This window comes from Streptomyces polyasparticus (assembly GCF_014493765.1).
GTDB classification, from domain to species: domain Bacteria; phylum Actinomycetota; class Actinomycetes; order Streptomycetales; family Streptomycetaceae; genus Streptomyces; species Streptomyces polyasparticus.
This window is the reverse complement of the sequence record NZ_JACTVJ010000002.1, coordinates 186,229-209,922: the sequence shown is the minus strand read 5'-3', so window position 1 is coordinate 209,922 and position 23,694 is coordinate 186,229. Positions and strand designations below refer to the sequence as shown.

Sequence of the window (23,694 nt, the reverse complement as noted above, 5' to 3'; positions counted from 1 at the left end):
CTAGGTGCCGCGTCTGAGAGCTTCCTTAACGCTCCCCGCTCAGCTCCACCTCGGAGACGCCGGCCGCCCGCTGTCCGGGCACCACCACACCGCGGCACTCCGGCGGCTCGATGCTGATCCGCGGCAGGATCCGGTCCAGCCACTTCGGCAGCCACCAGTTCGCACCGCCCAGCAGGTGCATCAGCGCGGGCACGAGCAGCGTGCGCAGCACGAACGCGTCCAGGGCGACCGCCGCGGCCAGCGCGATGCCGAACATCGCGATCACCCGGTCCCCGCTGAGCACGAACGCCAGGAACACCGAAATCATGATCACCGCGGCCGAGTTGATCACCCGGCTGGTCTCCGCGAGGCCCACGCGGACCGCACGCCGGTTGTCGCCGGTCTCCAGCCACTCCTCGTACATCCGGCTGACCAGGAAGACCTGGTAGTCCATGGAGAGCCCGAAGAGCACCGAGACCATGATGACCGGCAGGAAGGGCTCGATCGGGCCCGCGCGCCCGAGCCCCATCAGCTCGCTCCCCCAGCCCCACTGGAAGATCGCGACCACGACACCGAAGGCCGAGGCCACGGCGGCCACGTTCATGGCGGCGGCCTTGAGCGGTATCCCGATCGAGCGGAACGCGAGCAGCAGCAGGACGCACCCGAGGCCGATGACCACGCCCACGAACAGGGGCAGCTTGTCGACGATGACCTCGGCGAAGTCGTCGTAACTGGCGGTGATGCCGCCCACGTACACGTCGAGCGAGGTGCCCTGCTCCGCCTTCGGCAGGATTTTCGTGCGCAGCTCGTCGACGAGCGCGCTGGTGGCGGCGGACTGCGGCGCGGAGTCCGGGGAGACCGTCAGCAGCCCGATGGAGCCGGTTTCGTCGTACGTCACCGGCGAGACGGCCGCCACGTTCTTGGTGCCGTGCAGTGTCTCGGCAAGGTGGTCGAGCGCCAGTTTGTCCTCGGCGCCGTGTACGTCGGCGACGATCGTCAGCGGGCCGTTCACGCCGGGACCGAACCCGTCGGCAAGGAGGTCGTACGCCTGCCGGGTCGTCGAGGACTGGGGGTTGTTGCCCTGGTCGGAGGTGCCGAGGCGGAGCGAGAGCGTGGGCAGCGCGAGCGCGGCCATGAGCACGAGCGCGAGGGCGCCGAGCAGCTTGGGCCGCTTCTCGACGAAGGCCGACCAGCGGGCCGCGAATCCGGTGGGCAGTTCGGGCGCGGGTCCGTGCTCGGCGAGCCGGACCCGCTCACGCCGGCTCAGGGCGCGGGTGCCGATGTACGACAGGAGCGCGGGCAGCAGCGTCACCGAGGCCGCGACCGTGAGCACCACGGTCAGGGAGGCCGCGATCGCGACACCGTTGAGGAAGTCGAGGCGCAGGATCAGCATGCCGAGCAGGGCTATGCAGACGGTCGCGCCGGCGAAGACGACCGCACGCCCGGTGGTGGCGACGGCCGTGCGGGCGGCCTCGTCCACGGGCAGTCCGCGCTTCAGGCCGCGGCGGTGGCGGGTCACGATGAACAGGGCGTAATCGATGCCTACGCCGAGCCCGACCAGCATGCCCAGCATCGGCGCGAAGTCGGCGACCGTCATCACATGGCCGAGCAGCACGATCCCCGCGTACGCGGTGCCGACGCTGACCAGGGCGGTCGCGATCGGAAGGAGGGAGGCGGCGAGCGAGCCGAAGGCGAGGAAGAGCACCACGGCCGCGACGACCACGCCGACGATCTCGGCGGTGTGCCCGCCCTTCGCCTCGGTGAGGCCGATCGCGGAGCCGCCGAGTTCGACCTGGAGTCCGTCGGCGGCGGCCGCCTTGGCGGTACGGACCAGCTCCTGCGCCTCGCCCTTGTCGACGTCGGCCGCGGCGTGGTCGAAGGTGACGACGGCGTACGCGGTGTGCGCGTCCTTGCTGATCTGCCCGGCGCCCGCGGCGTGGTACGGGCTGACGACCGAGGAGATGCCGGGAAGTTCGGCGACCTTGTCGAGGGTCTTGGTCATCGTCTGCTGGACGTCCGCCGCGTTCACGGTGGAGCCGGTCGTGTGCCAGACGATGGTGTCGGTGTCGCCGCCGAGATGCGCGAAGCCCTCTTCGAGCAGGGCGGCGGCGCGGCCGGACTCGGTGCCGGGGACCTCGTAGTCGTTGGAGTAGGCCGTGCCCGCCACGGCGGCCGCGGCGCCGACGCCCACCAGGGTGGCGAGCCAGAGCAGTACGGCGGCCAGTCGGTGCGTGATGCACCACCGTGCGAGTGCTGCCACGGAGCTGCTCCCTGGTGCTTGGTGATCTGCGTACGGGAACAGCCCATGCGGAACTCGTGCCCTGCCGGGGCCCAGCGGGCCCTTGATGCGCTCACTCTTGCACCCGAAAAAGATCCATTGTCCGTTTCGTGGCCATCGTCACAGGAGCCCCTCGGGGCTCGCGCCGTTGGTCCCGGGCGCCGCGGGACTGGTCCCGGGCGCCACGGGAAACAGGCCACGACGGCCCGGGACCAAGGTGCGGAGAGCGGGGTCGGCTCAGGACCGAGGAGCGGAATCCGGGGTCAGCCGGAGACGCTCGCGCGCCCGTTCTCCACGTGTCCCATCAGACGGCGCCGGAAGCCCTCGTCGCCCGCAGCCGTGATCTCCAGGTCGTACCAGCCGTGCGCGTCGCCCGCCCGGTGCTCGAAGGTGCGGCTGCGTCCCGGCCGTACGGTGATCTCGCGCGGGCGCTGCTCGCCGTACGCGAGCGGGCGCACGGTGAAGGTCAGCGGCGCGTCCCCGCTGTTGCGCAGCGTGAGGCGCAGCCCGCGCGAGTCCACCTCCGTGGTCACACCCGCACCACCCGCCGCCCGCCCCGCGAACTCACGGCGGAAGCCGTTGGGCCCGGTGACCGTGAACGCATACCGGTCCCCGGCCAGCGGCACCTCCCACAGCGCCCGGTCCTCGACGTCGGTGTGCTGCGGCGCGGCGAACTCCCCCGCGTACGGATAAAGGGCGAGCGGCACGCTGGAGCGCCCGCTGTTCGTGAGCCGGAGCCGGAAGACCCCGCCGCGTACGGAGCCGTACGCGTCCGGCTGGTACGGCAGCGCGCGGGCCGGGCGGCGGCCCGGCTCCTGCTCGGGCATCTTCTGGTCGGCCGGCGGCTCGGGCCGCCAGCGCCCGGTGAACGGCGGGATCGCACCCGGCTGCTCGACCTCCGGCTGGCGGCGGCCGCGCTTGAAGTCGAACGCGCCCGTGAGATCGCCCGTGACGCGGCGCCGCCAGGTCCCGATGTTGGGCTCCTCGATCCCCGTCCACTTCTCCAGGAAACGGATCACCGAGGTGTGGTCGAAGACCTCGGAGGAGACGTAGCCGCCCACCGACCACGGCGAGATCACCAGCATCGGCACCCGGATCCCGAGCCCGGTCGGCAGGCCCTGCCAGTACTCCTCGGGGTCGCCGGCGGGCGGCACCGGCGGCGGTACGTGGTCGAAGAAGCCGTCGTTCTCGTCGTAGTTGATGAAGACGACGGTGTGCCGCCACACCTCGGGGTGGGAGGCCAGCGCGTCGAGCACCTTGTAGACGAGGGTCGCGCTGTGGATGGGCGAGGAGGTGCCGGGGTGCTCGGAGTCGATCGCGGAGGGCACGAGGTAGGACACCTCGGGCAGCTCACCGGCGGCCACATCGTGCGCGAACGTCTCGGCGAGCTTTCCGGTGGGCACCCTGCGCAGCGCGCGCTCGAACAGCGAACGCTCGCTCTCCGTCAGGGTCTTGACACCCTCTTCCAACGTGCTGAGCAGCCGGGCACGCTCGGCCTCGTCCGCCGTGTCCCGCACCTTGGCGTAGAACGCCTCCATGTACGTGAACCCGGTCCCCGCGAGGACCTTGCGCGCGATCGCCTTGAAGGTGGCGAAGAACTCGATCTGGTTGTCGGTGAAGTTCTCCCACTCCGTGTACGTCTTCCAGCTGCGGCCGGCCTGCTCCAGGCGCTCCGGGTACGTGGTCCAGCCGTAACCGGGGTGCGTGCCCTCGGCGTACGCACCGTTGCCCACCGCCCGGTTGCCGTTCGCCTCGTATCCGGTCTTCCCGCTCCACAGGTGGTTGCGGTTGGGGCTGGTCGAGGTGTGGATCGACGAGTGGTAGGCGTCGCAGACCGTGAAGGTGTCCGCGAGCTCGTAGTGCAGCGGGATGTCCTCGCGCGTGTAGTACGCCATCGTGGCGGCGGACTTGGCGCTGATCCAGTTGTCCATCCAGCCGTCGCGCCAGGCCTTGCCGCCGCCCGTCCAGTCGTGGTTCAGATCGCCGATGTACTGCAGATCCTTCTGCTGCGCCGCGGCCGCGTCCCGTACGGGGAAGGGCAGCACGGTGCGCAGCAACGAGGGCTGCTCGAACACGCTCTTGCCGGTGGGCAGTTGGACGGCGTTGCGGTCCCCGAAGCCGCGGACACCGCGCAGGGAGCCGAAGTAGTGGTCGAAGGACCGGTTCTCCTGCATCAGGATCACCACATGCTTGACGGCCTTGAGACCGCCGGACGGCGGCTCGTGCGCCAGGGCCCGGGCGAGCGAGGGCGGCAGCAGGGAACCCGCGGCGGCCGCGCCCAACGCGCCCCCGCCGAGGGCGAGCAGGCGTCTGCGGGATAGGTCCGAGGGCGCGGACCCGGACGGCGCGGACGCAGAGGGCGCGGACTCAGAGGACGTCGACGAGGACAAGGTGGCTGACCTCCTGATCGGGGCTGGTGTACGTCACCGGGGCCACAGGGGCACCGAACGGGGACGTTAGGCCGCGACGGTGGCGAGGAGAAGTCACGGGCACGTATTGACAGTGAACGCCCAAGCCCCCGGTGGAGTCGTCGGTGAACAACCCAAGCCCCCCGGTGGAGTCGTCGGTGAACGCCCAAGGCCGCCGGTGGAGTTGTCAGTGGCGGCTGGCAGGCTCGTACGCATGGAACTCACCGGACCCGCCGCCGCACTCGCCACCCTCGTCGGACCGCCGCCCGCCCCCGCTCCCGCGGTCGACTGGGCGGCCGTCGAGGCCTGGCTCGAAGTCCCGCTGCCGGCCGACTACAAGGCGGTCTTCTCGGCGTACGGTCCGGTGGAGATAGGGGATCCGGCGGGTGTCCGGGTGCGGCTGCTCGGACCGTGCGTGAGCTCGGACGGGCGCTTCGACTACGGGAGCTGGCTGGTGGAGACGCACCGGCATTCGGCGATACGTCCGCGCATGTTCACCCGGGAGCAGCGGGAGTTCCTGCCGCGGGAGGGCGGTCTGCTGGTCTTCGGCGAGACCTCGTCGGGCGACCAGCTCTTCTGGGACACGTCGGTGTCGAAGGATCCGGACGAGTGGCCGGTGGTGCTGCTGACCACGCGTGTGGCGGCGCATGTGGACGAGCCGTGGGTCGCGTACGAGGTGCCGCTCCTGGAGCTGCTGTCGGCGGCGATACGTGGCGGGGTGCCCAACCCGGGTGAGCCGGGCGGACTGCTCGGGCCGCTCGGGCGCGAGGTGCGGGTGTTCGAACCGCTGGCGCGGGCGGGGTCGTGGGCTCCCCCGGCGCCCGGCGTGCACGCCGACGCGCGGCAGCACGCGGCGCTCACGCGGGGGGAAGGTCTGGAGGCCGTGCTCGCGCTGGTCCCGCCGCCGCTCACGCCGTATGTGGGCGAGGGGAGTTGGGAGGAGGTCTTCGAGCGGATCGGCACACGGCTGCCGGCCGACTTCATCCAGCTCTCGGAGCGGTACGGGGCTGGGATCTGGAGCTGGTGGCTGCGCCTGCCTGCGCCTCTCGATCCACAACCGAACGGGCTGGCCGCCGAGGTCGGCTGGATGCTCGACGGATATCGACGGCTCAGGAGCGGACACCCGGACGGCATGCCGCTGCCCACCTGGCCCGAGCCGGGTGGGTTCCTGCCGTTCACGTCGACGATCGACGGAGATCAGGTCGGCTGGTGCACGGAGGGTGATCCCGACGAGTGGCGCGTCGCGGTATACCCACGGCACTCGGAACCGGGACCGCCCTTGCCCGGGAACTTCACGCAGACCCTGCTGAACTGGCTGCGCGGCGGCCGAGGAGACGGCGAGGCGTTCCGTGGGCTCCCGCGCAACCGTGACCCACTGGACGTGATGTTCTTCCAGCCCCACACGCCGTCGCCCGACCCGAGCTGACACGAAAGGGGCGGCGCCCCGAGCCTGAACCCGGAGCGCCGCCCACCTCGATCAACCGAACCGTCAGCCCTCGACGCCCAGTTCCTTGAGGATCAGCTCCTTCACGCGGGCCGCGTCCGCCTGGCCGCGGGTGGCCTTCATGACCGCGCCCACGAGCGCGCCCACGGCCGCGACCTTGCCGCCGCGAATCTTGTCCGCGATGGCCGCGTTGCCCGCGATGGCCTCCTGGACCGCCGTGGTCAGCGCGCCGTCGTCCGAGACGACCTTCAGGCCGCGCTTGTCGACGACCTCGTCCGGAGTGCCCTCGCCCTTCAGGACACCGTCGATGACCTGACGGGCCAGCTTGTCGTTGAGGTCACCCGAGGCGACGAGCTCGCAGACCCGGGCGACCTGCGCCGGGGTGATGTCGAGCTCTTCCAGCGACTTGCCCGACTCGTTGGCGTTGCGGGCCAGTTCGCCCATCCACCACTTGCGGGCCTGGTCCGACGGGGCGCCGGCCTCGACCGTGGCGACGATCGAGTCCACCGCGCCCGCGTTGAGGATCGACTGCATGTCGAACTCGCTGACGCCCCACTCCTCACGGAGCCGGTTGCGGCGTACGCGCGGCATCTCGGGCAGACCGGCGCGCAGCTCCTCGACCCACTCACGGGCGGGGGCGACGGGCACCAGGTCGGGCTCCGGGAAGTACCGGTAGTCCTCGGCGTTGTCCTTGATACGGCCTGAGGTCGTGGAGCCGTCTTCCTCGTGGAAGTGCCGGGTCTCCTGGACGATCTTGCCGCCGTCCTTCAGAACCGCCGCGTGCCGCTGGATCTCGAAGCGCGCGGCGCGCTCGACGGACCGCAGCGAGTTCACGTTCTTCGTCTCCGAACGCGTACCGAACTCCTTGGTCCCGTTGGGACGCAGGGAGAGGTTCACGTCGCAGCGCATCTGGCCCTTGTCCATGCGGGCCTCGGAGACGCCGAGCGCCTTGATGACCTCGCGCAGCTCGGCCACGTACGCCTTGGCGACCTCGGGGGCGCGCTCGCCCGCACCCTCGATCGGCTTGGTGACGATCTCGATGAGGGGGATGCCGGCGCGGTTGTAGTCGAGCAGGGAGTGCGAGGCGCCGTGGATACGGCCCGTCGCGCCACCGACGTGCGTGGACTTGCCGGTGTCCTCCTCCATGTGGGCGCGCTCGATCTCCACGCGGAAGATCTCGCCGTCCTCCAGCTGTACGTCGAGGTAGCCGTTGAAGGCGATGGGCTCGTCGTACTGGGAGGTCTGGAAGTTCTTCGGCATGTCCGGATAGAAGTAGTTCTTCCGGGCGAAGCGGCACCACTCGGCGATCTCGCAGTTGAGCGCGAGGCCGATCTTGATGGCCGACTCGACGCCGATCTCGTTCACGACCGGCAGCGCGCCGGGCAGACCGAGACAGGTCGGGCAGGTCTGGGAGTTGGCGTCCTGCTTCAGCTCCGTGGAGCAGCCGCAGAACATCTTGGTCTTGGTGCCGAGTTCGACATGGACCTCAAGGCCCATGACCGGGTCGTACGACGCCAACGCGTCCTCGTACGACAGAAGTTCGGTGGTCACGGTAAAACTTTCCCTCTCAGCCAAGGAGGACGTCGTCGTCGCCGAGGCGCTTCAGTTCACGCAGGAGCAGCGCCACGCCGGTGACGATCGCGGCGGCCGAGACCGCGGCGTCGACGAGCCGGAGCGTGTCGTGCTCGGTGCGCGCCTTCCTCGCCTGCTTGATGACGCTCAGCGCGCCGAAGGCGGTGGTCCCGATCGACAGGTACGTACCGGTCTTGGACTTCTTGAATCCCTTGGCCTTGTTCATGGCACTCACAGCGACGGAGCCTCCTCGAGGAGCGGGTGTCCCCACTTCTGGACGAACGCAGCTTCGACCGCCGCGCCCACCTTGTACAGACGATCGTCCTTCATGGCGGGCGCGATGATCTGCAGACCGACCGGCAGACCGTCCTCCGGCGCCAGGCCGCAGGGCAGCGACATGGCGGCGTTGCCGGCCAGGTTGGTCGGGATGGTGCACAGGTCCGCGAGGTACATCGCCATCGGGTCGTCGGCGCGCTCGCCGATCGGGAAGGCCGTCGTCGGGGTCGTCGGGGAGACGATGACGTCGACCTGCTCGAAGGCGGCCTCGAACTCGCGGGTGATGAGGGTGCGGACCTTCTGGGCACTGCCGTAGTACGCGTCGTAGTAGCCGGAGCTCAGGGCGTACGTGCCGAGGATGATGCGGCGCTTGACCTCGTCGCCGAAGCCGGCCTCGCGGGTGAGCGCGGTGACGTCCTCGGCGGACTTGGTGCCGTCGTCGCCGACGCGCAGGCCGTAGCGCATGGCGTCGAACCGGGCGAGGTTCGAGGAGCACTCGGAGGGCGCGATCAGGTAGTACGCGGAGAGCGCCAGGTCGAAGGTCGGGCAGTCCAGCTCGACGATCTCGGCGCCGAGCTCCTTGAGCAGCTCGACCGACTCGTCGAACCGCTGCACGACGCCGGCCTGGTAGCCCTCGCCGCGGAACTGCTTGACGACACCGACGCGCATGCCCTCTACGGAGCCGTTGCGTGCGGCCTCGACGACCGGCGGGACCGGGGCGTCGATGGAGGTGGAGTCGAGCGGGTCGTGGCCGCCGATCACCTCGTGCAGGAGGGCCGCGTCCAGGACCGTACGGGCGCAGGGGCCGCCCTGGTCGAGGGAGCTCGAGAAGGCGACCATGCCGTAGCGCGAGACGCCGCCGTAGGTGGGCTTGACGCCGACCGTGCCGGTGACGGCGGCGGGCTGGCGGATGGAGCCGCCGGTGTCCGTGCCGATCGCGAGCGGGGCCTGGTAAGCGGCGAGCGCGGCGCTGGAGCCGCCGCCCGAGCCGCCGGGGATGCGGGTGAGGTCCCACGGGTTGCCCGTCGGGCCGTACGCGCTGTTCTCGGTGGAGGACCCCATGGCGAACTCGTCCATGTTGGTCTTGCCGAGGATCACCACGTCGGCGGCCTTCAGCTTCTTCGTGAGGGTCGCGTCGTACGGCGGGATCCAGCCCTCGAGGATCTTGGAGCCGACCGTGGTCGGGATGCCCTCGGTGGTGAAGATGTCCTTCAGCGCGAGCGGGACGCCGGCGAGGGGGCCGAGCTTCTCGCCCGCCGCCCGCTTGGCGTCGACGGCGCGCGCCTGCGCGAGGGCGCCCTCGCGGTCGACGTACAGGAAGGCGTGCACCTTCTCGTCGACGGCCTCGATGCGGGCCAGGTGGGCCTCGGTGACCTCTACTGCGGTGAGCTCGCCGTCCTTGATCTTCTGGGCGATCTCGGCGGCGGTGAGCTTGATGATGTCCGTCATGGTGGGTTAGTCCTCCCCCAGGATCTGCGGCACCTTGAAACGCTGCTGCTCCTGGGCCGGGGCGCCGGAGAGCGCCTGCTCGGGGGTGAGCGACGGACGGACCTCGTCCTTGCGCATGACGTTCGTCAGCGGCAGCGGGTGCGAAGTCGGCGGTACGTCTTGGTCGGCGACCTCACTGACGCGGGCGACCGCGCCGATGATGTCGTCGAGCTGGCCTGCGAAGTGGTCGAGCTCTTCGGGCTTCAGCTCCAGACGCGCCAGCCGGGCGAGGTGGGCGACCTCCTCGCGCGTGATGCCAGGCATGCGGATCCTCACGGGGTGCGTGTTCTTTGTTTGGGGCAATCCTATGGGGCTCGGAGCCCTGCCCGTGAAACGGTTTCCCCCGGGGCGTACCGGGGCCCGCCGCGGCGTGCTCTTCCGACGGCGTTCACGGGGGCGCCGCCCCCCGGTCCCCCGCTGGCGGCTTTGCCCCCAGACCCCCTGCTTCCTGCCGCCTGCCGCTTTGTGTCCTGCTTCCCGTCGGTGTGCTTTGCCGCCTGCGGTTCGTCTTCTGGGGCGGTGCCGGGGTGGGGTACCTGGTTTTCGGGCAATGTGGTCCGGTACCGAGGGACTCGCGTCGTTGCTAACGGACCGCCCGAAAACCAGGCACCCCACCCCGTCCCCTCCGGCCGGTTCCGCGGCTGCGGGTCGGGTGGGCTTCTGTCCCAGCGGTGTGCGGCTGCGGGCTGGGGGGCTTCTGCCGCAGCGGGTCCCGGCTGTGGGTCGGGTGGGGCTTCTGCCACAGCTGGTCCCGACTGCAAGCCGACGGGCTTCAGCCACAGCAGGGCGCGGCTGCAGGCCGGGGGGCTTCTGCCACAGCAGGACGTGACTGCAGGCCGAGGGGCTTGAGCCCCAGCAGGGCGCGGCTGCAGGCCGAGGGGCTTGAGCCCCAGCAGGGCGCGGCTGCAGGCCGAGGGGCTTCTGCCACAGCAGGACGTGACTGCGGGCCGAGGGGCTTCTGCCACAGCGGGACGTGACTGCAGGCGAGTGGGGCCTCCCCAGCATCCGGTGTGCGGCTGCAGGCGGGGCCCCTCCGCACCCCCAACCCCGTGAACACCCACGCACCCCCTGCGCCCCCAACTCCGCCTGCGCACTCGCGCCTCCCACGCCGACTGTGCTGGGTGAACCGGCTGTGCTGGGTGCGCCGGCTGTGCTAGGTGCGCCGGCTGTGCTAGGTGCGCTGGACGGAGCGTCCAACTCCAGCCCGTCCGGCGTTTGAGGACGAGCGCCGTTCAGGCGCGACAAGGGGGCAAGGGGCGAAGCCCCAAAGAGGCCCACCCACCCGGGTGCTCACAAGAGCCGGGGCTCAGCCCCACGTTGACCCACCCACCCCGGGTGCCCACCCGCCCTGCTTGCCCACCCACCCCGGGACCCACCCGCCCCGGGTGCCCACCCACCCTGCTTGCCCACCCACCCTGGGTGCCCACCCACCCCGGGGGTCCGGGGGCGAAGCCCACGGTTTCGGGAAGGGGCGGGTAGGGGAAATCCGCCCGCCGCAGGCGCAGCGCACCCGCAGACGGCTGCGAACCCCAGGCGGAACGCACCCGGGTAACCGCGCCCCACCCGCAGGCGCCGGAACCCAGACGGAACGCACGCCGCCGAGCCACCGCAGCCACCCGCACGCGCCGGCGGCAGACGGCAGGCCGGAGCTTAGGGAACGACCGAGCTGGACGGGACGTCGCCCGCGTCGGACGGAGGCGGGCCCGCCTCGAGCTCGGCGGGGCGCTGCCACCCACGGGAGCCTCGGGCCAGGAGCCACGCCGTCGTCTCCTCCGCCGGCATCGCCGCCGCGACCAGCCACCCCTGGACCGCATCGCAGCCGAGGTCACGCAGCCGCTCCCAGGTCTCGTCGTCCTCGACGCCCTCCGCGACGACGACGAGGTTGAGCGAGTGGGCGAGGTCGACCGTGCAGCGGACGATCTCCGCGTCCTCGGGGTCGACCGCGAGGCGGGCCACGAAGGAGCGGTCGATCTTGAGCTCGCTCACCGGGAGGCGGCGCAGGTGGACGAGGGAGGAGTAGCCCGTGCCGAAGTCGTCGAGGGACATCTTGACGCCGTGGGCGGTGAGGCCCGCCAGGGTGTCGGCCGCACGCTGCGGGTCCTCGAGGAGTACGTGCTCCGTGATCTCCAACTGCAGGGCGCCCGCGGGCACTCCGTGCCGGGCCAGGCGCGCGGCCACCGCACCGGCGAAGCCCGGGGTGTGGACGTCGCGAGGCGAGACGTTCACCGCGACGGGGACCTTCAGACCCTGCGCGTGCCAGCGCGCGACCTGCGCGAGCGCCGTGTCGAGCACGTACTCCGTGAGGTGGGGCATGAGCCCCGATGACTCGGCGATCGCAATGAACTCGTCCGGCGGGACCTTGCCCCGCTCGGGGTGCACCCAGCGCACCAGCGCTTCGAGGCCCGCCACCTGGCCGTCGAAGCGGACCTTCGGCTGGTAGTGCAGTTCGACGTCGCCCGCGTCGAGCGCGCGGCGCAGATCGCCCAACAGGCCGAGCCGGTCGGGGGTGTTGGAGTCGCGCTTCGACTCGTAGACCTCGACGCCCGTACGGTCCACCTTGGCCTGGTACATCGCCACATCCGCACGGCGCAGCAGACCTTCGGCGTCGAGTGCGTGGTCCGGATAGACCGCGAGGCCCGCGCTCGCCTCCAGGACGAGGGTGAGGCCGTCGAGGTCGAGGGGCGAGGAGAGCTCGGCGACCAGGACGCGCGCGATGCGCTTGGCCGTCGTGGTCGAGTCGCAGGTGGGAAGAAGGACGGCGAACTCGTCGCCGCCGAGACGCGCCGCCTCCGCGCCCTTCGGCAGGGCGAGTTGGAGGCGGTCGGCGATCTGGAGCAGCAGCCGGTCACCGGCGAGATGCCCGAGCGTGTCATTGACCGAACGGAAGCGGTCGAGGTCGATCAGGATGAGGGCGGAACGCGCACCCATCCGTTCGGCATCGTCCAGCGCCGCCCAGGTCCGCTCCAACAGCCACTGCCGGTTGGGCAGTCCGGTCAGCGGATCGCGCAACTGCTCCTCGGCCCGCGCCCGCGCGATCCACAGGGTGGAGTCGAGCGCCACGAGCGGGATCGCGAAGAGCGGAAGCAGTACGGGCATCGCGACGGCGACCACGCAGATCAGGGGCGCGATCCCGAGCAGCGCCACCCCGACGAGCCCTTGGCGGACCATGGCCGTACGGGCGACGGTGGGCAGTCCGGCGGCATGCGGGGCGTGCACGTACCAGAGCAGCAGACGGGTGACGACCAGATAGGCGCCCGCGACCAGCGCGACCTCGGGGAACGCCCACAGGTCCCACTCCTCGGGCGTCCAGGGCTTCTCCACGGTCGGCACCTCGCCGAACGCCGCCATGACCAGGGCGCCCGCACCGATGCCGAGCACGTCGACCGCGCCGTGCAGGAGCCCCTGGCGCCAGCGCCGTCTGCGGGCCGCGCCGACCAGGATGATCACGGTGAGGCTGACCATGCCGGCCGGGACCCAGCCGTAGAGCAGCAGGACCGCAAGGGTGAGGGCGGCACCGGAACCGGTACCGCCCCACCACCGTTCACGGCCGAGCGCGACCAGATGGCCGACGATCACGCCGACGAGCACGGCGAGCGCCCAGCCGACGGTGGAACCCGGGAAGAGCGCGTGGGCCCCGGTCAGTGCGCTGTACACACCCGCGCCGAGCACGACCGCGGCGACGGCCACCACGGCGGTGGGCAGCGCGGGCACCAAAAGCCCGGGCAGCCGTGACACCGGATCGGCGCTCTCGGTCGGTTTCATTCCCGTCCCTCTCACAGCCGGCGGTGCCCACGCCACGCGGCTCCTGTCAAAAAGTCACCGCGTCCGAAACCCATTCCCGCACTCCTGATGAGCGGGGGATGCCCCATCCGCAACTGGACACGGCAGGCGCACACCTCAACAGTAGGCCGCAGAAGGCTTCCACGGGCAGCGGTCGAGCACGGTTGCCCGAATGCGACCCGGCCACCCGTATGCATCTGGTATGCGCCGAACGGGTGGCCTTCAACCGCTACTCGGGTACCGGAAGTGCAACTTCCTGTGCGGCCTCCGGGCCCTGTTCGAGCAGGACGGCGAAGCCTTCCTCGTTCAGAACCGGCACCTTCAGCTGCATGGCCTTGTCGTATTTCGAACCGGGGTTGTCACCCACCACAACGAAGGATGTCTTCTTCGAAACGGAACCGGTCACCTTCGCGCCACGCGTCTGCAGCGCCTCTTTTGCGCCATCACGCGTGTGGTGTTCGAGCGTGCCGGTGACGACCACGGTGAGTCCTTCGAGCGGGCGCGGCCCCTCGTCCTCGCCGCCCTCCTCCTCCATACGGACCCCGGCCGCGCGCCACTTGCGCAGGATCTCGCGGTGCCAGTCCTCGGCGAACCACTCCTTGAGCGCGGCGGCGATCGTCGGGCCGACCCCGTCCGTGTTCGCCAGCTCCTCCTCGCTCGCCTGCTCGATCCGCTCCAGGGAGCGGAACTGCTGGGCGAGGGCCTGGGCGGCGACCGGTCCCACGTGGCGGATGGAGAGCCCGTTGATGATCCGCGCGAGCGGACTCTCCTTGGCCTTCGCGATGTTCTCCAGGAGCGCGACCGCGTTCTTCTTCGGCTCGCCCTTCTGGTTGGCGAAGACCGTGACGATCTTCTCCTCGCCGGTCTTCGGATCGCGCTTGGGCAGTCCGCTGTCCTTGTCGAGGACATACGCCTTGATGGGGAGCAGGTCCTCCATCGTGAGGTCGAACAGATCGCCCTCGTCCACCAGCGGCGGGGTCGCGGGCTCCAGCGGTCCGGTGAGCGCGGCGGCGACGACTCCGCCGAAGAGCTCGATGTCCAGGCACTCGCGCCCGGCGAGGTAGGTGACGCGCTCCCTCAACTGGGCGGGACACGTCCGCGCGTTGGGGCAGCGCAGATCGATGTCGCCGTCCTTCATCGGGCGCAACGCCGTGCCGCACTCCGGGCACTCGGCGGGCATCACGAACTCCCGCTCGCTGCCGTCGCGCAGATCCACCACCGGACCGAGGATCTCGGGGATCACATCGCCGGCCTTGCGCAGCACGACCGTGTCACCGATCAGCACACCCTTGGCCTTGACGACCTCCTGATTGTGCAGCGTGGCGAACTCGACCTCGGAGCCCGCCACATGGACCGGCTCCACCTGCGCGTACGGGGTCACACGGCCGGTGCGTCCGACGCCGACGAGGATGTCGACGAGCTTGGTGTTGACCTCCTCCGGCGGATACTTCCAGGCGATCGCCCAGCGCGGAGCACGCGCCGTGGAGCCGAGCCGTCCCTGCAGCGGGATCTCGTCCAGCTTGACGACCACGCCGTCGATCTCGTGCTCCACGGAGTGCCGGTGCTCTCCGAAGTACGCGATGAACTCCCGTACGCCTTCCAGGTCTTCCACGACCTTGTTGTGCTGCGCCGTCGGCATGCCCCACTCCTTGAGCAGGTCATACGCCTGGGAGAGCCGGGTGATCTCCAGCCCCTCGCGGGCGCCGATGCCGTGCACGACCATGCGCAGCGGGAGCGTGGCCGTCACCTTCGGGTCCTTCTGGCGCAGGGAACCGGAGGCGGAATTGCGGGGGTTGGCATACGGCTCCTGGCCGGCGGCCAGCCGTCGCGCGTTGAGCTCCTCGAACTTCTCCATCGGGAAGTAGACCTCGCCGCGGATCTCCACGAGGTCCGGGACGCGGTCGCCCTTGAGGCGGTCGGGGATGTCGGAGATCGTCCGTACGTTGGGCGTGATGTCCTCGCCCTCACGACCATTGCCCCGCGTGGCCGCGCGGGTCAACCGCCCCTTCTCGTACGTGAGGTTGACGGCGAGCCCGTCGACTTTGAGCTCGCACAGGAAGTGGTAGTCGGTGGTGCCGACGTCATTGGCCACGCGCTGGGCCCAGGCCGCCAGTTCCGCATCGTCGAAGGCATTGTCCAGGGACAGCATCCGCTCGCGGTGCGTGACCGTGGCGAAGTCCGTCTCATAGTCACCGGCGACCTTCTGGGTCGGCGAATCGGGCGTACGGAGCTCCGGATACTCGTTCTCCAGCGCCTCGAGCGACCGGAGCAGCTTGTCGAACTCCGCGTCGCTGACGACCGGCTGGTCCTTGACGTAGTACCGGAAGCGGTGCTCCTCGACCTGCTCCGCGATCTGCGCGTGCTGCTCGCGCGCCTCGCTGGGCACCGATGACGTGCCGCCTGCCTGCTCCGAGCCGACCATCGTGTGTCCTCCCACGTCTTTGTCCCCGTTGGTCTGTCGTGTCGTCACCGCGGGCCCCGTCACTCAGGGTTGTCCGCGAGCGAGCGCGCCGCAGCGACGCAGTGGGCGAGCGCCTTGCGGGCATACGAGGGCGACGCCCCCGCGAGACCGCACGACGGCGTGACCACGACCGCATCCGCGAGCAAGCCCGGATTCAGGCCGAGCCTGCGCCACAGCGTCCTGACACCCATGACGTTACTGGCAGGGTCCGACAATGCGGCGTCGGTGGACGGCACGACTCCCGCGAAGAGTTTCAGGCCCGCCTCGACGCCTTCGCCGATCGGTTCCTCGTCACGCTCGGTGAGGAGTGCGGCGTCGAAGGAGACCCCGGCCACGCCAGCGCGGCGCAGCAGCGCGAAGGGGACGTCGGGGGCGCAGGTGTGGACGATCGAGGGTCCGTCGTGGGCCTCGATCAGACCGCGCAGGGCGGACTCGACGAGCTGGCGGTCGACGGCGCGGTGCGTGCGGTAACCGCTCGCGCTCTTGATCTGCCCGCGCAGGACGGCCGTGAGCGAGGGCTCGTCGAGCTGGAGGACGATGTCGGCGCCGGGGATACGGCGGCGTACGTCCGCGAGATGCTGGGTGAGGCCCTCGCGCAGCGAGCCGGCGATGTCGCGGCAGGCGCCCGGGTCGGAGAGCGCGGACTCGCCGTTGCGCAGTTCGACCGCGGCGGCGAGCGTCCAGGGACCGACGGCCTGGATCTTCACCGGGCCCTCGTATCCCTGGGTGAACTCCTCCAGGGCGTCGAGGTCTTCGCCGAGCCAGGACCAGGCGCGCTTGGTGTCGCGTCCGGGGCGGTCGCCGAAGCGCCAGCCGCTGGGCTCGACCCGTGCGTACATCTCGACGAGGAGGCCGAGGGTGCGGCCGATCATGTCGGCGCCCGGGCCGCGGGCGGGGAGCTCCGGCAGGAACGGGAAGTTCTCCACGGCGCCCGTGGCGACTTTGGCGGCCTCTCTCGCGTCGCCGCCCGGCATCGAGCCGACGCCGGTGGCCGGCCCCCAGGTGATGGTGCGCTTTTCGTTCACCACGGAAGGGTAAGTGGTGGGGCGGCTTGGGGTGGTGCGGGTGGGTGGGCGGTGGTGCGGGTGGGTTGGGTGCGGGCGGGTGGGTGGGTGGGGGTGGTGCGGGTGGGTTGGGTGCGGGCGCGTGGGGTGCGGGCTCGCCTGCAGCGGGCCTTCCCTCCCCCACCCCGCCCCTTCCCGAAACTGGGGCGCTGCCCCAACCCCCGCTTCAGCCCCGCCGACGCATGAGCCGACCTTTCAGCCCCGCCACCGCATGAGGCGACCTTTCAGCCCCGCCAACCCATGAGTCGGTCCTTCAGCTCCTCCGGCGTTTAAGGAGACCTTTAAGCTCCTCCGGCGTTTGAGGAGACCTTTAAGCCCCTCCGGCGTTTGAGGAGATCCGAACGAAGTTCGGATGCGGGGGCTGGGGCAGCGCCCCAGTTTCGGGAAGGGGCGGGGTGGGGGAAGAAGGAGGCTTGGGCGCGCACACAGGTGCCGACCGTAGGCGGGGGCTGCGCCCCCTGCACCCCGCTAGCGGGCGAGACCTCGCGCCCAAGGACGGCAAGGCGGGCCGGAACCCCGCGCCCGAGGACGACGAGGCGGGCCAGGGCCTCACGTCCGAGGACACGACGAGGCGAGCCGGGACCCCGCGCCCATGGACGACGAGGCGGGGCCGGGACCCCGCACCCAAGGACGACGAGACAGGCCAGAACCCCACACCCGAGGACGACGAGGCGGACCGGGGCCCCGCGCCCAAGGACGACGAGACAGGTCAGGACCTCACGTCCGAGGACACGACGAGGCGAGCCGGAACCCCGCGCCCAAGAACGGCGAGGCGGGCCAGAACCCCGCGCCCGAGGACGACAAGGCGGCCCAGAACCCCGCACCCATGAACACCGAGACGGGCCAGGACCTCACGTCCGAGGGCACGACGAGGCGGGCCAGAACCCCACGGACGACGCGGTGGGCCAGGACCCCACGCCCGAGGACGACAAGGCGGGCCGGAACTCCGCGCCCAAGAACGACGAGGCGGGCCAGAACTCCGCACCCAAGGACGCCGAGGCGGACCGGGACCCCACGTCCAAAGACGACAAGGCGGGCCAGAACCTACCGCCCCGGTCGCACCGACAGATCCGTGATCTCCGCGTCCCGCGGGAGGTCGATCGCTGTGAGGATCGCCGTCGCGACCGACTCGGGGTCGATCCAGCGGGACGGCTCGTACTCCTTGCCCTCCTGCTGGTGGACCTTCGCCTGCATCGGGCTGGTGGTGCGGCCCGGGTAGACCGTCGTCACGCGCAGCCCGTTGGGCTTCTCCTCGGCGCGCAGCGAGTCCGCGAGGGCCTTGAGGCCGTGCTTCGACGCGGCGTACGCCGACCACTCGGCGTGCGCCGCGAGACCCGCGCCCGAGTTGACGAAGAGCACATGGCCCTGGGTGACGCGCAGTTGGGGCAGGAAGTGGCGGGTGAGCTCGGCCGGGGCGATCAGGTTGACCTCCAGCTGCTGCCGCCAGATCTTCGTCGTGAGGTCGCCGACCGGGCCGAGGTCGACGATGCCGGCGATGTGCAGGAGCGTGTCCACGCGGTCCGGCAGCGACTGGTGCGAGAAGGCCCAGGAGAGGCGGTCGGGCTCGGCGAGGTCGCCGACGAGGGTCTGCGCGCCCGGGTAACGGTCGGCGAGTTCCTTGGCGCGGCCGGCGTTGCGGGCGAGCAGTACGAGCTCGTCGCCGCGCGCGTGCAGCCGCTGCGCGACGGCAGCTCCGATGCCCGAGCCCGCTCCGGTGATCACATGGGTAGCCATGGGGCCATGCTGCCAGCACGGCGGAAAGGCCCGCCCCGGCACCCCGGGGTAAGGCCCGCCCCGGCGCCCCAGGGTACGGAGAAAGGCACAGAGCGCCCGGCGTACGGTTGACGCATGAACATCTGCGTCTTCCTCTCCGCCGCCGACCTGGACGAGCGCTACACCGGCCCCGCCCGCGAGTTCGCCGAACTCCTGGGAAAGGGCGGGCACACCCTGGTGTGGGGCGGGTCGGACGTCGGTCTGATGAAGGTCGTGGCCGACGGAGTGCAGCGGGCGGGCGGGCGGCTCCTCGGCGTCTCCGTCGACTTCCTCGCCGCGAAGGCGCGCCCGGTGACCGCACCGGACGAGATGGTCGTCACGCGGGATCTCGCCGAGCGCAAGGCGCAGCTCCTGGAGAAGGCCGACGCCGTCGTGATCATGGTCGGCGGCACGGGCACGCTCGACGAGGCCACCGAGATCCTCGAGCTGAAGAAGCACGGCAGGACCACGAAGCCGGTCGTCCTGCTCAACACCGCAGGTTTCTACGACGGGTTGAAGGAGCAGTTCCGCCGTATGGAGGACGAGGGCTTCCTGCCGGTCCCGCTCACCGAGCTGGTGTTCTTCGCCGAGGAGCCGGTGGGCGCGCTGGCGTATCTGGAGGAGTCCCGGGGCGTCGCCTGAGCCGGGAAGAACGCGGGCGCCGGCGGCGCTGTACCTGATCCGGACACCCAGGAGGGCAGCAGCAGTGACCCGAGGACACACGATCACCGTCGAACAGGGCACCCAGCGGGTACGCGTCGTGCACAACGGCCAGGTCGTCGCCGAGAGCAGCCGCCCCCTCGTACTGCGCGAGACCGGCTGTCCCGTGCGCTACTACCTGCCGGCCGCCGATGTCCGCACGGATCTTCTGACCCCGTCCGAGACCCATACGTACTGCCCGTTCAAGGGCACCGCGTCCTACTGGTCGCTGCCGGGCGAGGAGGACACGGTCTGGGCCTATCCCGACCCGAAGCCGGAGGTCGCGGGGATCAAGGACCACCTCTGCTTCTACAACACCGAGGAAATCCCGGCTGGTTGAGCGACCGGAACGGCCGGCCGAACGGCGAGTCGAGCGGCCGGCCGAACGGCGAGTCGAAGATTTTTTCCGTACGGCGATGAGTTCTGCGGACGGACGCGGTCTGCCCTTCATGGACACCCTTGGAAAAGTTCTGTCCCGCGACGGAACCCCCATCGCCTACGAGCGTTTCGGCTCGGACGGCCCGGTCGTGGTCCTCGTCAGCGGGGCCCTGTGCACCGGCACCACGGAGGACCGGCCGCTCGCCGAGCGGCTCGCGGCGCTGGGCTGCATCGCGGTCACGTACGACCGCAGAGGCCGGGGCCACAGCGGTGACACCCTGCCGTACGCGGTCGCCAGAGAGGTCGACGATCTCAGGGCGCTGATCGAGGAGCTGGGCGGGCGCGCGGCGCTGCACGGCAATTCGTCGGGCGCCGTGCTCGCCTTCGAGGCGGCGGCGAGCGGGCTGCCGGTGACCCATGTGTCGGGGTACGAACCGCCGTTGACGCTCGACGCTATCGGGGTCGCCGACCGCCAGGAGCAGGCGGACCGGCTGCGGGCGCTGCTCGCCGACGACCGGCGGGACGCCGCCGTCGAGCACTTCATCTCGGGCACGGGCGCGCCGCCCGAGATCATCGAGCAGCTGCGGCGCTCACCCCTGTGGGCCGAGTGGGAGGCGCTCGCCCCGACGATCGCGTACGACTATGCGGTGCTCGGCGACAGCCTGGTGCCGGTCGACCGGATCTCGCAGATCGACGCCCCGCTGCTCGTGGTCAACGGTTCGGCCAGCTTCGAGTGGATGGGCGGCTCGGCGGCCCTGGTGGCCCGTTCGGCGCGCGCGGGCCGGCATCTGACCCTGGAGGGACAGACGCACATGGTGGACCCGGATGTGCTTGCGCCGGTGCTCGCGGGGTTCTATGCGAACGCCTAGGAGTCCACGTCGATACGTGAACTCCCAGGCGTACGAAGGAAGTTGACCGGACCGAGGCCGCTCGGTCCGACGCCGCTCAGACCGTCGCCGTCGCGCGCGTGGTGGTCGCGATCGTCGCGGAGCCCACGACCCTCGTGCCGTCGTACAGGACGACCGCCTGGCCGGGGGCCACACCGCGTACGGCCTCGTCGAACGTGACGCGCAGCTCGCCGTCCACGAGCTCCGCCGTCACCGGCGTCTCGTCGCCGTGCGCCCGCAGCTGGGCGGTGTAGCGGCCCTCCCCCACGGGCGCGGTGCCGCACCAGCGGGGCTTGATCGCGGTCAGCGCGGTGACGTCCAGCGCGTCCACGGGACCGACCGTGACCGTGTTGTTCACGGGCGAGATGTCGAGCACATAGCGCGGCTTGCCGTCCGGCGCGGGCCTGCCGATCCTGAGGCCCTTGCGCTGGCCGATGGTGAAGCCGTACGCGCCCTCGTGCGTGCCGACCTTCTCGCCCGACTCGTCGACGATGTCGCCCTCGGCCTTGCCGAGCCGGCCGGCGAGGAAGCCCTGGGTGTCGCCGTCGGCGATGAAGCAGATGTCGTGGCTGTCGGGCTTCTTGGCGACCGCGAGCCCCCGGCGCTCGGCCTCGGCCCGGATCTCGTCCTTGGTGGTGACGGTGTCGCCGAGCGGGAAGAGTGCGTGCGCCAGCTGCTTGTCGTCCAGGACGCCGAGCACGTACGACTGGTCCTTGGCCATGTCGGAGGCGCGGTGCAGCTCGCGCGTGCCGTCCTCGCGGGTGATCACCTGCGCGTAGTGGCCGGTGGCCACGGCGTCGAAGCCGAGCGCGAGCGCCTTGTCGAGCAGCGCGGAGAACTTGATCTTCTCGTTGCAGCGCAGACACGGGTTGGGGGTGCGCCCCGCCTCGTACTCGGCGATGAAGTCCTCGACCACGTCCTCGCGGAAGCGCTCGGCGAGATCCCATACGTAGAAGGGGATGCCGATCACGTCGGCGGCGCGGCGGGCGTCGCGGGAGTCCTCGATGGTGCAGCAGCCGCGGGCGCCGGTGCGGAAGGACTGCGGGTTGGCCGAGAGCGCCAGATGGACCCCGGTCACGTCGTGGCCCGCCTCGGCGGCGCGGGCGGCGGCGACGGCGGAGTCGACCCCGCCGGACATGGCGGCGAGGACACGGAGGCGGCGGGGCTCGGCAGGAGTCTCAGTCATAACCCTTCAAGAGTAAGCCGGAACCAATGGGGCTCCTCCACCCGTTTGTCTGTACGGAGATCAATGCACAACGGGGGTGGCCGTGGGAGAGGACCGAGCCGAGGGCGTCAAGCGCCGAGGCCTGCTTGTCGGGGCGGGGACGGCCGTCGCTGCGGGCATCACGGCGCTGGCGTTCCGCGAGGAGCTCGGGCGCCTGTGGTGGAAGATCCCGGGCGTGGACAAGCAGCGCACCGAGGGCGAGGTGGACCAGCCCGGCGCGCGCTGGGTGGCGGCCTCCGCGGGGAATCTGCGGATCGCGGACCGGCCCGCGGACTATGAGATCGACCGGATCGTCGTCCATGTCACGCAGGGCAGCTACGAGACGGCGATCCGTGTCTTCAAGGACCCGCTGCACGCGGCGGCCGCGCACTATGTGATCCGCGCCAGGGACGGTCAGATCACGCAGATGGCGCGGGAGCTCGATGTGGCCTTCCACGCGGGCAACCGGGAGTACAACGAGCGCAGCGTCGGCATCGAGCACGAAGGCTTCGTCGACAAGCCGTCGTCGTTCACGAAGGTGATGTACGAGTCGTCGGCGCGGCTGGCGGCGGACATCTGCGAGCGTTACGAGATCCCGATCGACCGCAAGCACATCGTCGGGCACAACGAGGTGCCGGGCGCCACGCACACCGATCCGGGGCCGCACTGGGACTGGGACCGGTACATGGAGCTGGTGCGCAGGGCCGCGAACCGCCCCAAGTCGACGACCGCGGCTCGGTGACCTGCCTCAGCTGAGCCCGGCCGCCCGGGCGCGCTCCACCGCCGGGCCGATCGCCTTCGCCAGCTCGTCGATGTCGGCGCGGGTCGAGGTGTGGCCGAGCGAGAAGCGCAGGGTGCCGCGGGCCAGGTCGGGGTCGGTGCCGGTGGCGAGCAGCACGTGGCTGGGCTGGGCGATGCCGGCCGTGCAGGCGGAGCCGGTCGAGCAGGAGATGCCCTGGGCGTCGAGCAGCAGGAGCAGCGAGTCGCCTTCGCAGCCCGGGAAGGTGAAGTGGGCGTTGGCGGGCAGCCGGTGCTCCGGGTCGCCGCCGAGGATCGCGTCGGGGACGGCCTCGCGTACGGCGTCGATGAGCGCGTCGCGCAGGCCGCCGATCTCCTCGGCGAACCGCTCGCGGTGCTCGACGGCGCTCCGCGCGGCCACCGCGAAGGCGGCCGCGGCGGGCACGTCGAGGGTGCCGGAGCGCACCTGGCGCTCCTGGCCGCCGCCGTGCAGCACGGGCACGGGGCTCTGGTCGCGCCCCAGGAGCAGGGCGCCGATGCCGTACGGGCCGCCGATCTTGTGGCTGCTCACCGTCATCGCGGCGAGCCCGGAGGCGGCGAAGCCCACGTCGAGCTGGCCGAAGGCCTGGACCGCGTCGGAATGCAGCGGGACGCCGAACTCCGCGGCCACGTCCGCGAGTTCACGTACCGGCAGGACGGTGCCGATCTCGTTGTTGGCCCACATCACGGTGGCGAGCGCCACGTCGTCGGGGTTGCGCCCGATGGCCTCGCGCAGCGCCTCCGGGTGGACCCGGCCGTACGCGTCCACCGGCAGGTATTCGACCGTCGCGCCCTCGTGCTCGGCCAGCCAGTGCACGGCGTCGAGCACGGCGTGGTGCTCGACGGGGCTCGACAGGACGCGGGTGCGGGCCGGGTCGGCGTCGCGGCGGGCCCAGTACAGGCCCTTCACCGCGAGGTTGTCGGCCTCGGTGCCGCCGGAGGTGAAGACCACCTCGCTGGGCCGCGCACCGAGCGCCTCGGCGAGCGTCTCGCGCGCCTCCTCGACGGTGCGGCGGGCCTGGCGTCCGGCGGCGTGCAGGGCGGAGGCGTTGCCGACGACTTGGAGTTGCGCCGTCATCGCCTCGATCGCTTCGGGAAGCATCGGGGTCGTGGCGGCGTGGTCGAGGTAGGCCATGGTGGGTCGATTCTACGAGGCGCTGGGTGGGGGCTCGTCCGGCGCAACGTTGCGTGGGGGGGCGGTTGTCCGGCTTGTAGGGGTGGGTCGGGTGCGGTTGACCGGCTTGTGC

Annotated in this window: 17 protein-coding genes; 5 read left to right on the top strand and 12 right to left on the bottom strand. The window is 71.0% G+C overall.

All coding sequences use genetic code 11. The annotated features are described in order from the left end of the window. Positions 1 to 25 precede the first annotated feature (25 nt). Together H9Y04_RS02985 and H9Y04_RS02980 are read right to left on the bottom strand one after the other, a co-directional pair. Complete coding sequence (locus tag H9Y04_RS02985; RefSeq protein WP_187812048.1) at positions 26 to 2,239, bottom strand: MMPL family transporter; 2,214 nt, start codon at positions 2,237 to 2,239, stop codon at positions 26 to 28. A gap of 281 nt (positions 2,240 to 2,520) precedes the next feature. After that, positions 2,521 to 4,563, bottom strand: coding sequence for a phosphocholine-specific phospholipase C (locus H9Y04_RS02980; RefSeq protein WP_236070570.1), 2,043 nt, complete (start codon positions 4,561 to 4,563; stop codon positions 2,521 to 2,523). Positions 4,564 to 4,879: 316 nt separating this feature from the next. On the opposite strand from H9Y04_RS02980, the gene H9Y04_RS02975 reads away from it, so the two are divergent. Beyond that, positions 4,880 to 6,091 (top strand): SMI1/KNR4 family protein, encoded by a 1,212-nt coding sequence (locus H9Y04_RS02975; protein WP_187812046.1) that lies wholly within the window; start codon positions 4,880 to 4,882, stop codon positions 6,089 to 6,091. 63 nt (positions 6,092 to 6,154) lie between these two features. Here the strand turns inward: H9Y04_RS02975 and gatB are convergent, their stop codons facing one another. The 8 genes from gatB to H9Y04_RS02935 form a co-directional block, all read right to left on the bottom strand. Continuing rightward, a complete protein-coding gene (gene gatB, locus H9Y04_RS02970; protein WP_214660777.1) occupies positions 6,155 to 7,684 on the bottom strand; it encodes an Asp-tRNA(Asn)/Glu-tRNA(Gln) amidotransferase subunit GatB in 1,530 nt (509 codons plus the stop codon). After that, positions 7,677 to 7,907 carry a hypothetical protein gene (locus tag H9Y04_RS02965; RefSeq protein WP_187812138.1) on the bottom strand — a complete coding sequence of 77 codons (231 nt, stop codon included), beginning with the start codon at positions 7,905 to 7,907 and terminating at the stop codon, positions 7,677 to 7,679. The genes gatB and H9Y04_RS02965 overlap by 8 nt, the downstream gene beginning before the upstream one ends. A gap of 5 nt (positions 7,908 to 7,912) precedes the next feature. Continuing rightward, positions 7,913 to 9,406: an Asp-tRNA(Asn)/Glu-tRNA(Gln) amidotransferase subunit GatA gene (gene gatA / locus H9Y04_RS02960; RefSeq protein WP_187812044.1), complete on the bottom strand. Its 1,494-nt coding sequence runs from the start codon at positions 9,404 to 9,406 to the stop codon at positions 7,913 to 7,915. Between the two features lie 6 nt (positions 9,407 to 9,412). After that, positions 9,413 to 9,709 (bottom strand): Asp-tRNA(Asn)/Glu-tRNA(Gln) amidotransferase subunit GatC, encoded by a 297-nt coding sequence (gatC, locus tag H9Y04_RS02955; RefSeq protein ID WP_016432511.1) that lies wholly within the window; start codon positions 9,707 to 9,709, stop codon positions 9,413 to 9,415. Between the two features lie 1,386 nt (positions 9,710 to 11,095). Then, positions 11,096 to 13,207, bottom strand: coding sequence for a putative bifunctional diguanylate cyclase/phosphodiesterase (locus H9Y04_RS02950; RefSeq protein ID WP_187812043.1), 2,112 nt, complete (start codon positions 13,205 to 13,207; stop codon positions 11,096 to 11,098). Between the two features lie 247 nt (positions 13,208 to 13,454). After that, entirely contained in the window at positions 13,455 to 15,647 is a 2,193-nt protein-coding gene (gene ligA / locus H9Y04_RS02945) for an NAD-dependent DNA ligase LigA (protein WP_187812137.1), read from the bottom strand. A gap of 59 nt (positions 15,648 to 15,706) precedes the next feature. After that, positions 15,707 to 16,660 carry a methionine synthase gene (locus H9Y04_RS02940; RefSeq protein WP_236070568.1) on the bottom strand — a complete coding sequence of 318 codons (954 nt, stop codon included), beginning with the start codon at positions 16,658 to 16,660 and terminating at the stop codon, positions 15,707 to 15,709. A gap of 1,134 nt (positions 16,661 to 17,794) precedes the next feature. Beyond that, a complete protein-coding gene (locus H9Y04_RS02935; protein WP_187812041.1) occupies positions 17,795 to 18,484 on the bottom strand; it encodes an SDR family oxidoreductase in 690 nt (229 codons plus the stop codon). Between the two features lie 114 nt (positions 18,485 to 18,598). On the opposite strand from H9Y04_RS02935, the gene H9Y04_RS02930 reads away from it, so the two are divergent. The 3 genes from H9Y04_RS02930 (at position 18,599) to H9Y04_RS02920 (ending at position 20,448) form a co-directional block, all read left to right on the top strand. Beyond that, a complete protein-coding gene (locus tag H9Y04_RS02930) occupies positions 18,599 to 19,144 on the top strand; it encodes an LOG family protein (RefSeq protein ID WP_187812040.1) in 546 nt (181 codons plus the stop codon). Positions 19,145 to 19,208: 64 nt separating this feature from the next. Further along, positions 19,209 to 19,541, top strand: a complete 333-nt coding sequence (locus H9Y04_RS02925; RefSeq protein ID WP_187812039.1) for a DUF427 domain-containing protein — start codon at positions 19,209 to 19,211, stop codon at positions 19,539 to 19,541. Between the two features lie 76 nt (positions 19,542 to 19,617). After that, positions 19,618 to 20,448, top strand: coding sequence for an alpha/beta fold hydrolase (locus tag H9Y04_RS02920; protein ID WP_236070549.1), 831 nt, complete (start codon positions 19,618 to 19,620; stop codon positions 20,446 to 20,448). Between the two features lie 76 nt (positions 20,449 to 20,524). Here the strand turns inward: H9Y04_RS02920 and mnmA are convergent, their stop codons facing one another. After that, on the bottom strand, positions 20,525 to 21,652 hold the full coding sequence (gene mnmA / locus H9Y04_RS02915; protein ID WP_187812038.1) for a tRNA 2-thiouridine(34) synthase MnmA: 1,128 nt from the start codon (positions 21,650 to 21,652) through the stop codon (positions 20,525 to 20,527). Positions 21,653 to 21,728: 76 nt separating this feature from the next. On the opposite strand from mnmA, the gene H9Y04_RS02910 reads away from it, so the two are divergent. Then, complete coding sequence (locus H9Y04_RS02910) at positions 21,729 to 22,412, top strand: N-acetylmuramoyl-L-alanine amidase (protein ID WP_438818065.1); 684 nt, start codon at positions 21,729 to 21,731, stop codon at positions 22,410 to 22,412. Positions 22,413 to 22,418: 6 nt separating this feature from the next. On the opposite strand, the gene H9Y04_RS02905 is transcribed toward H9Y04_RS02910, so the two are convergent. After that, a complete protein-coding gene (locus tag H9Y04_RS02905; RefSeq protein WP_187812037.1) occupies positions 22,419 to 23,582 on the bottom strand; it encodes a cysteine desulfurase family protein in 1,164 nt (387 codons plus the stop codon). Positions 23,583 to 23,694 lie beyond the last annotated feature (112 nt).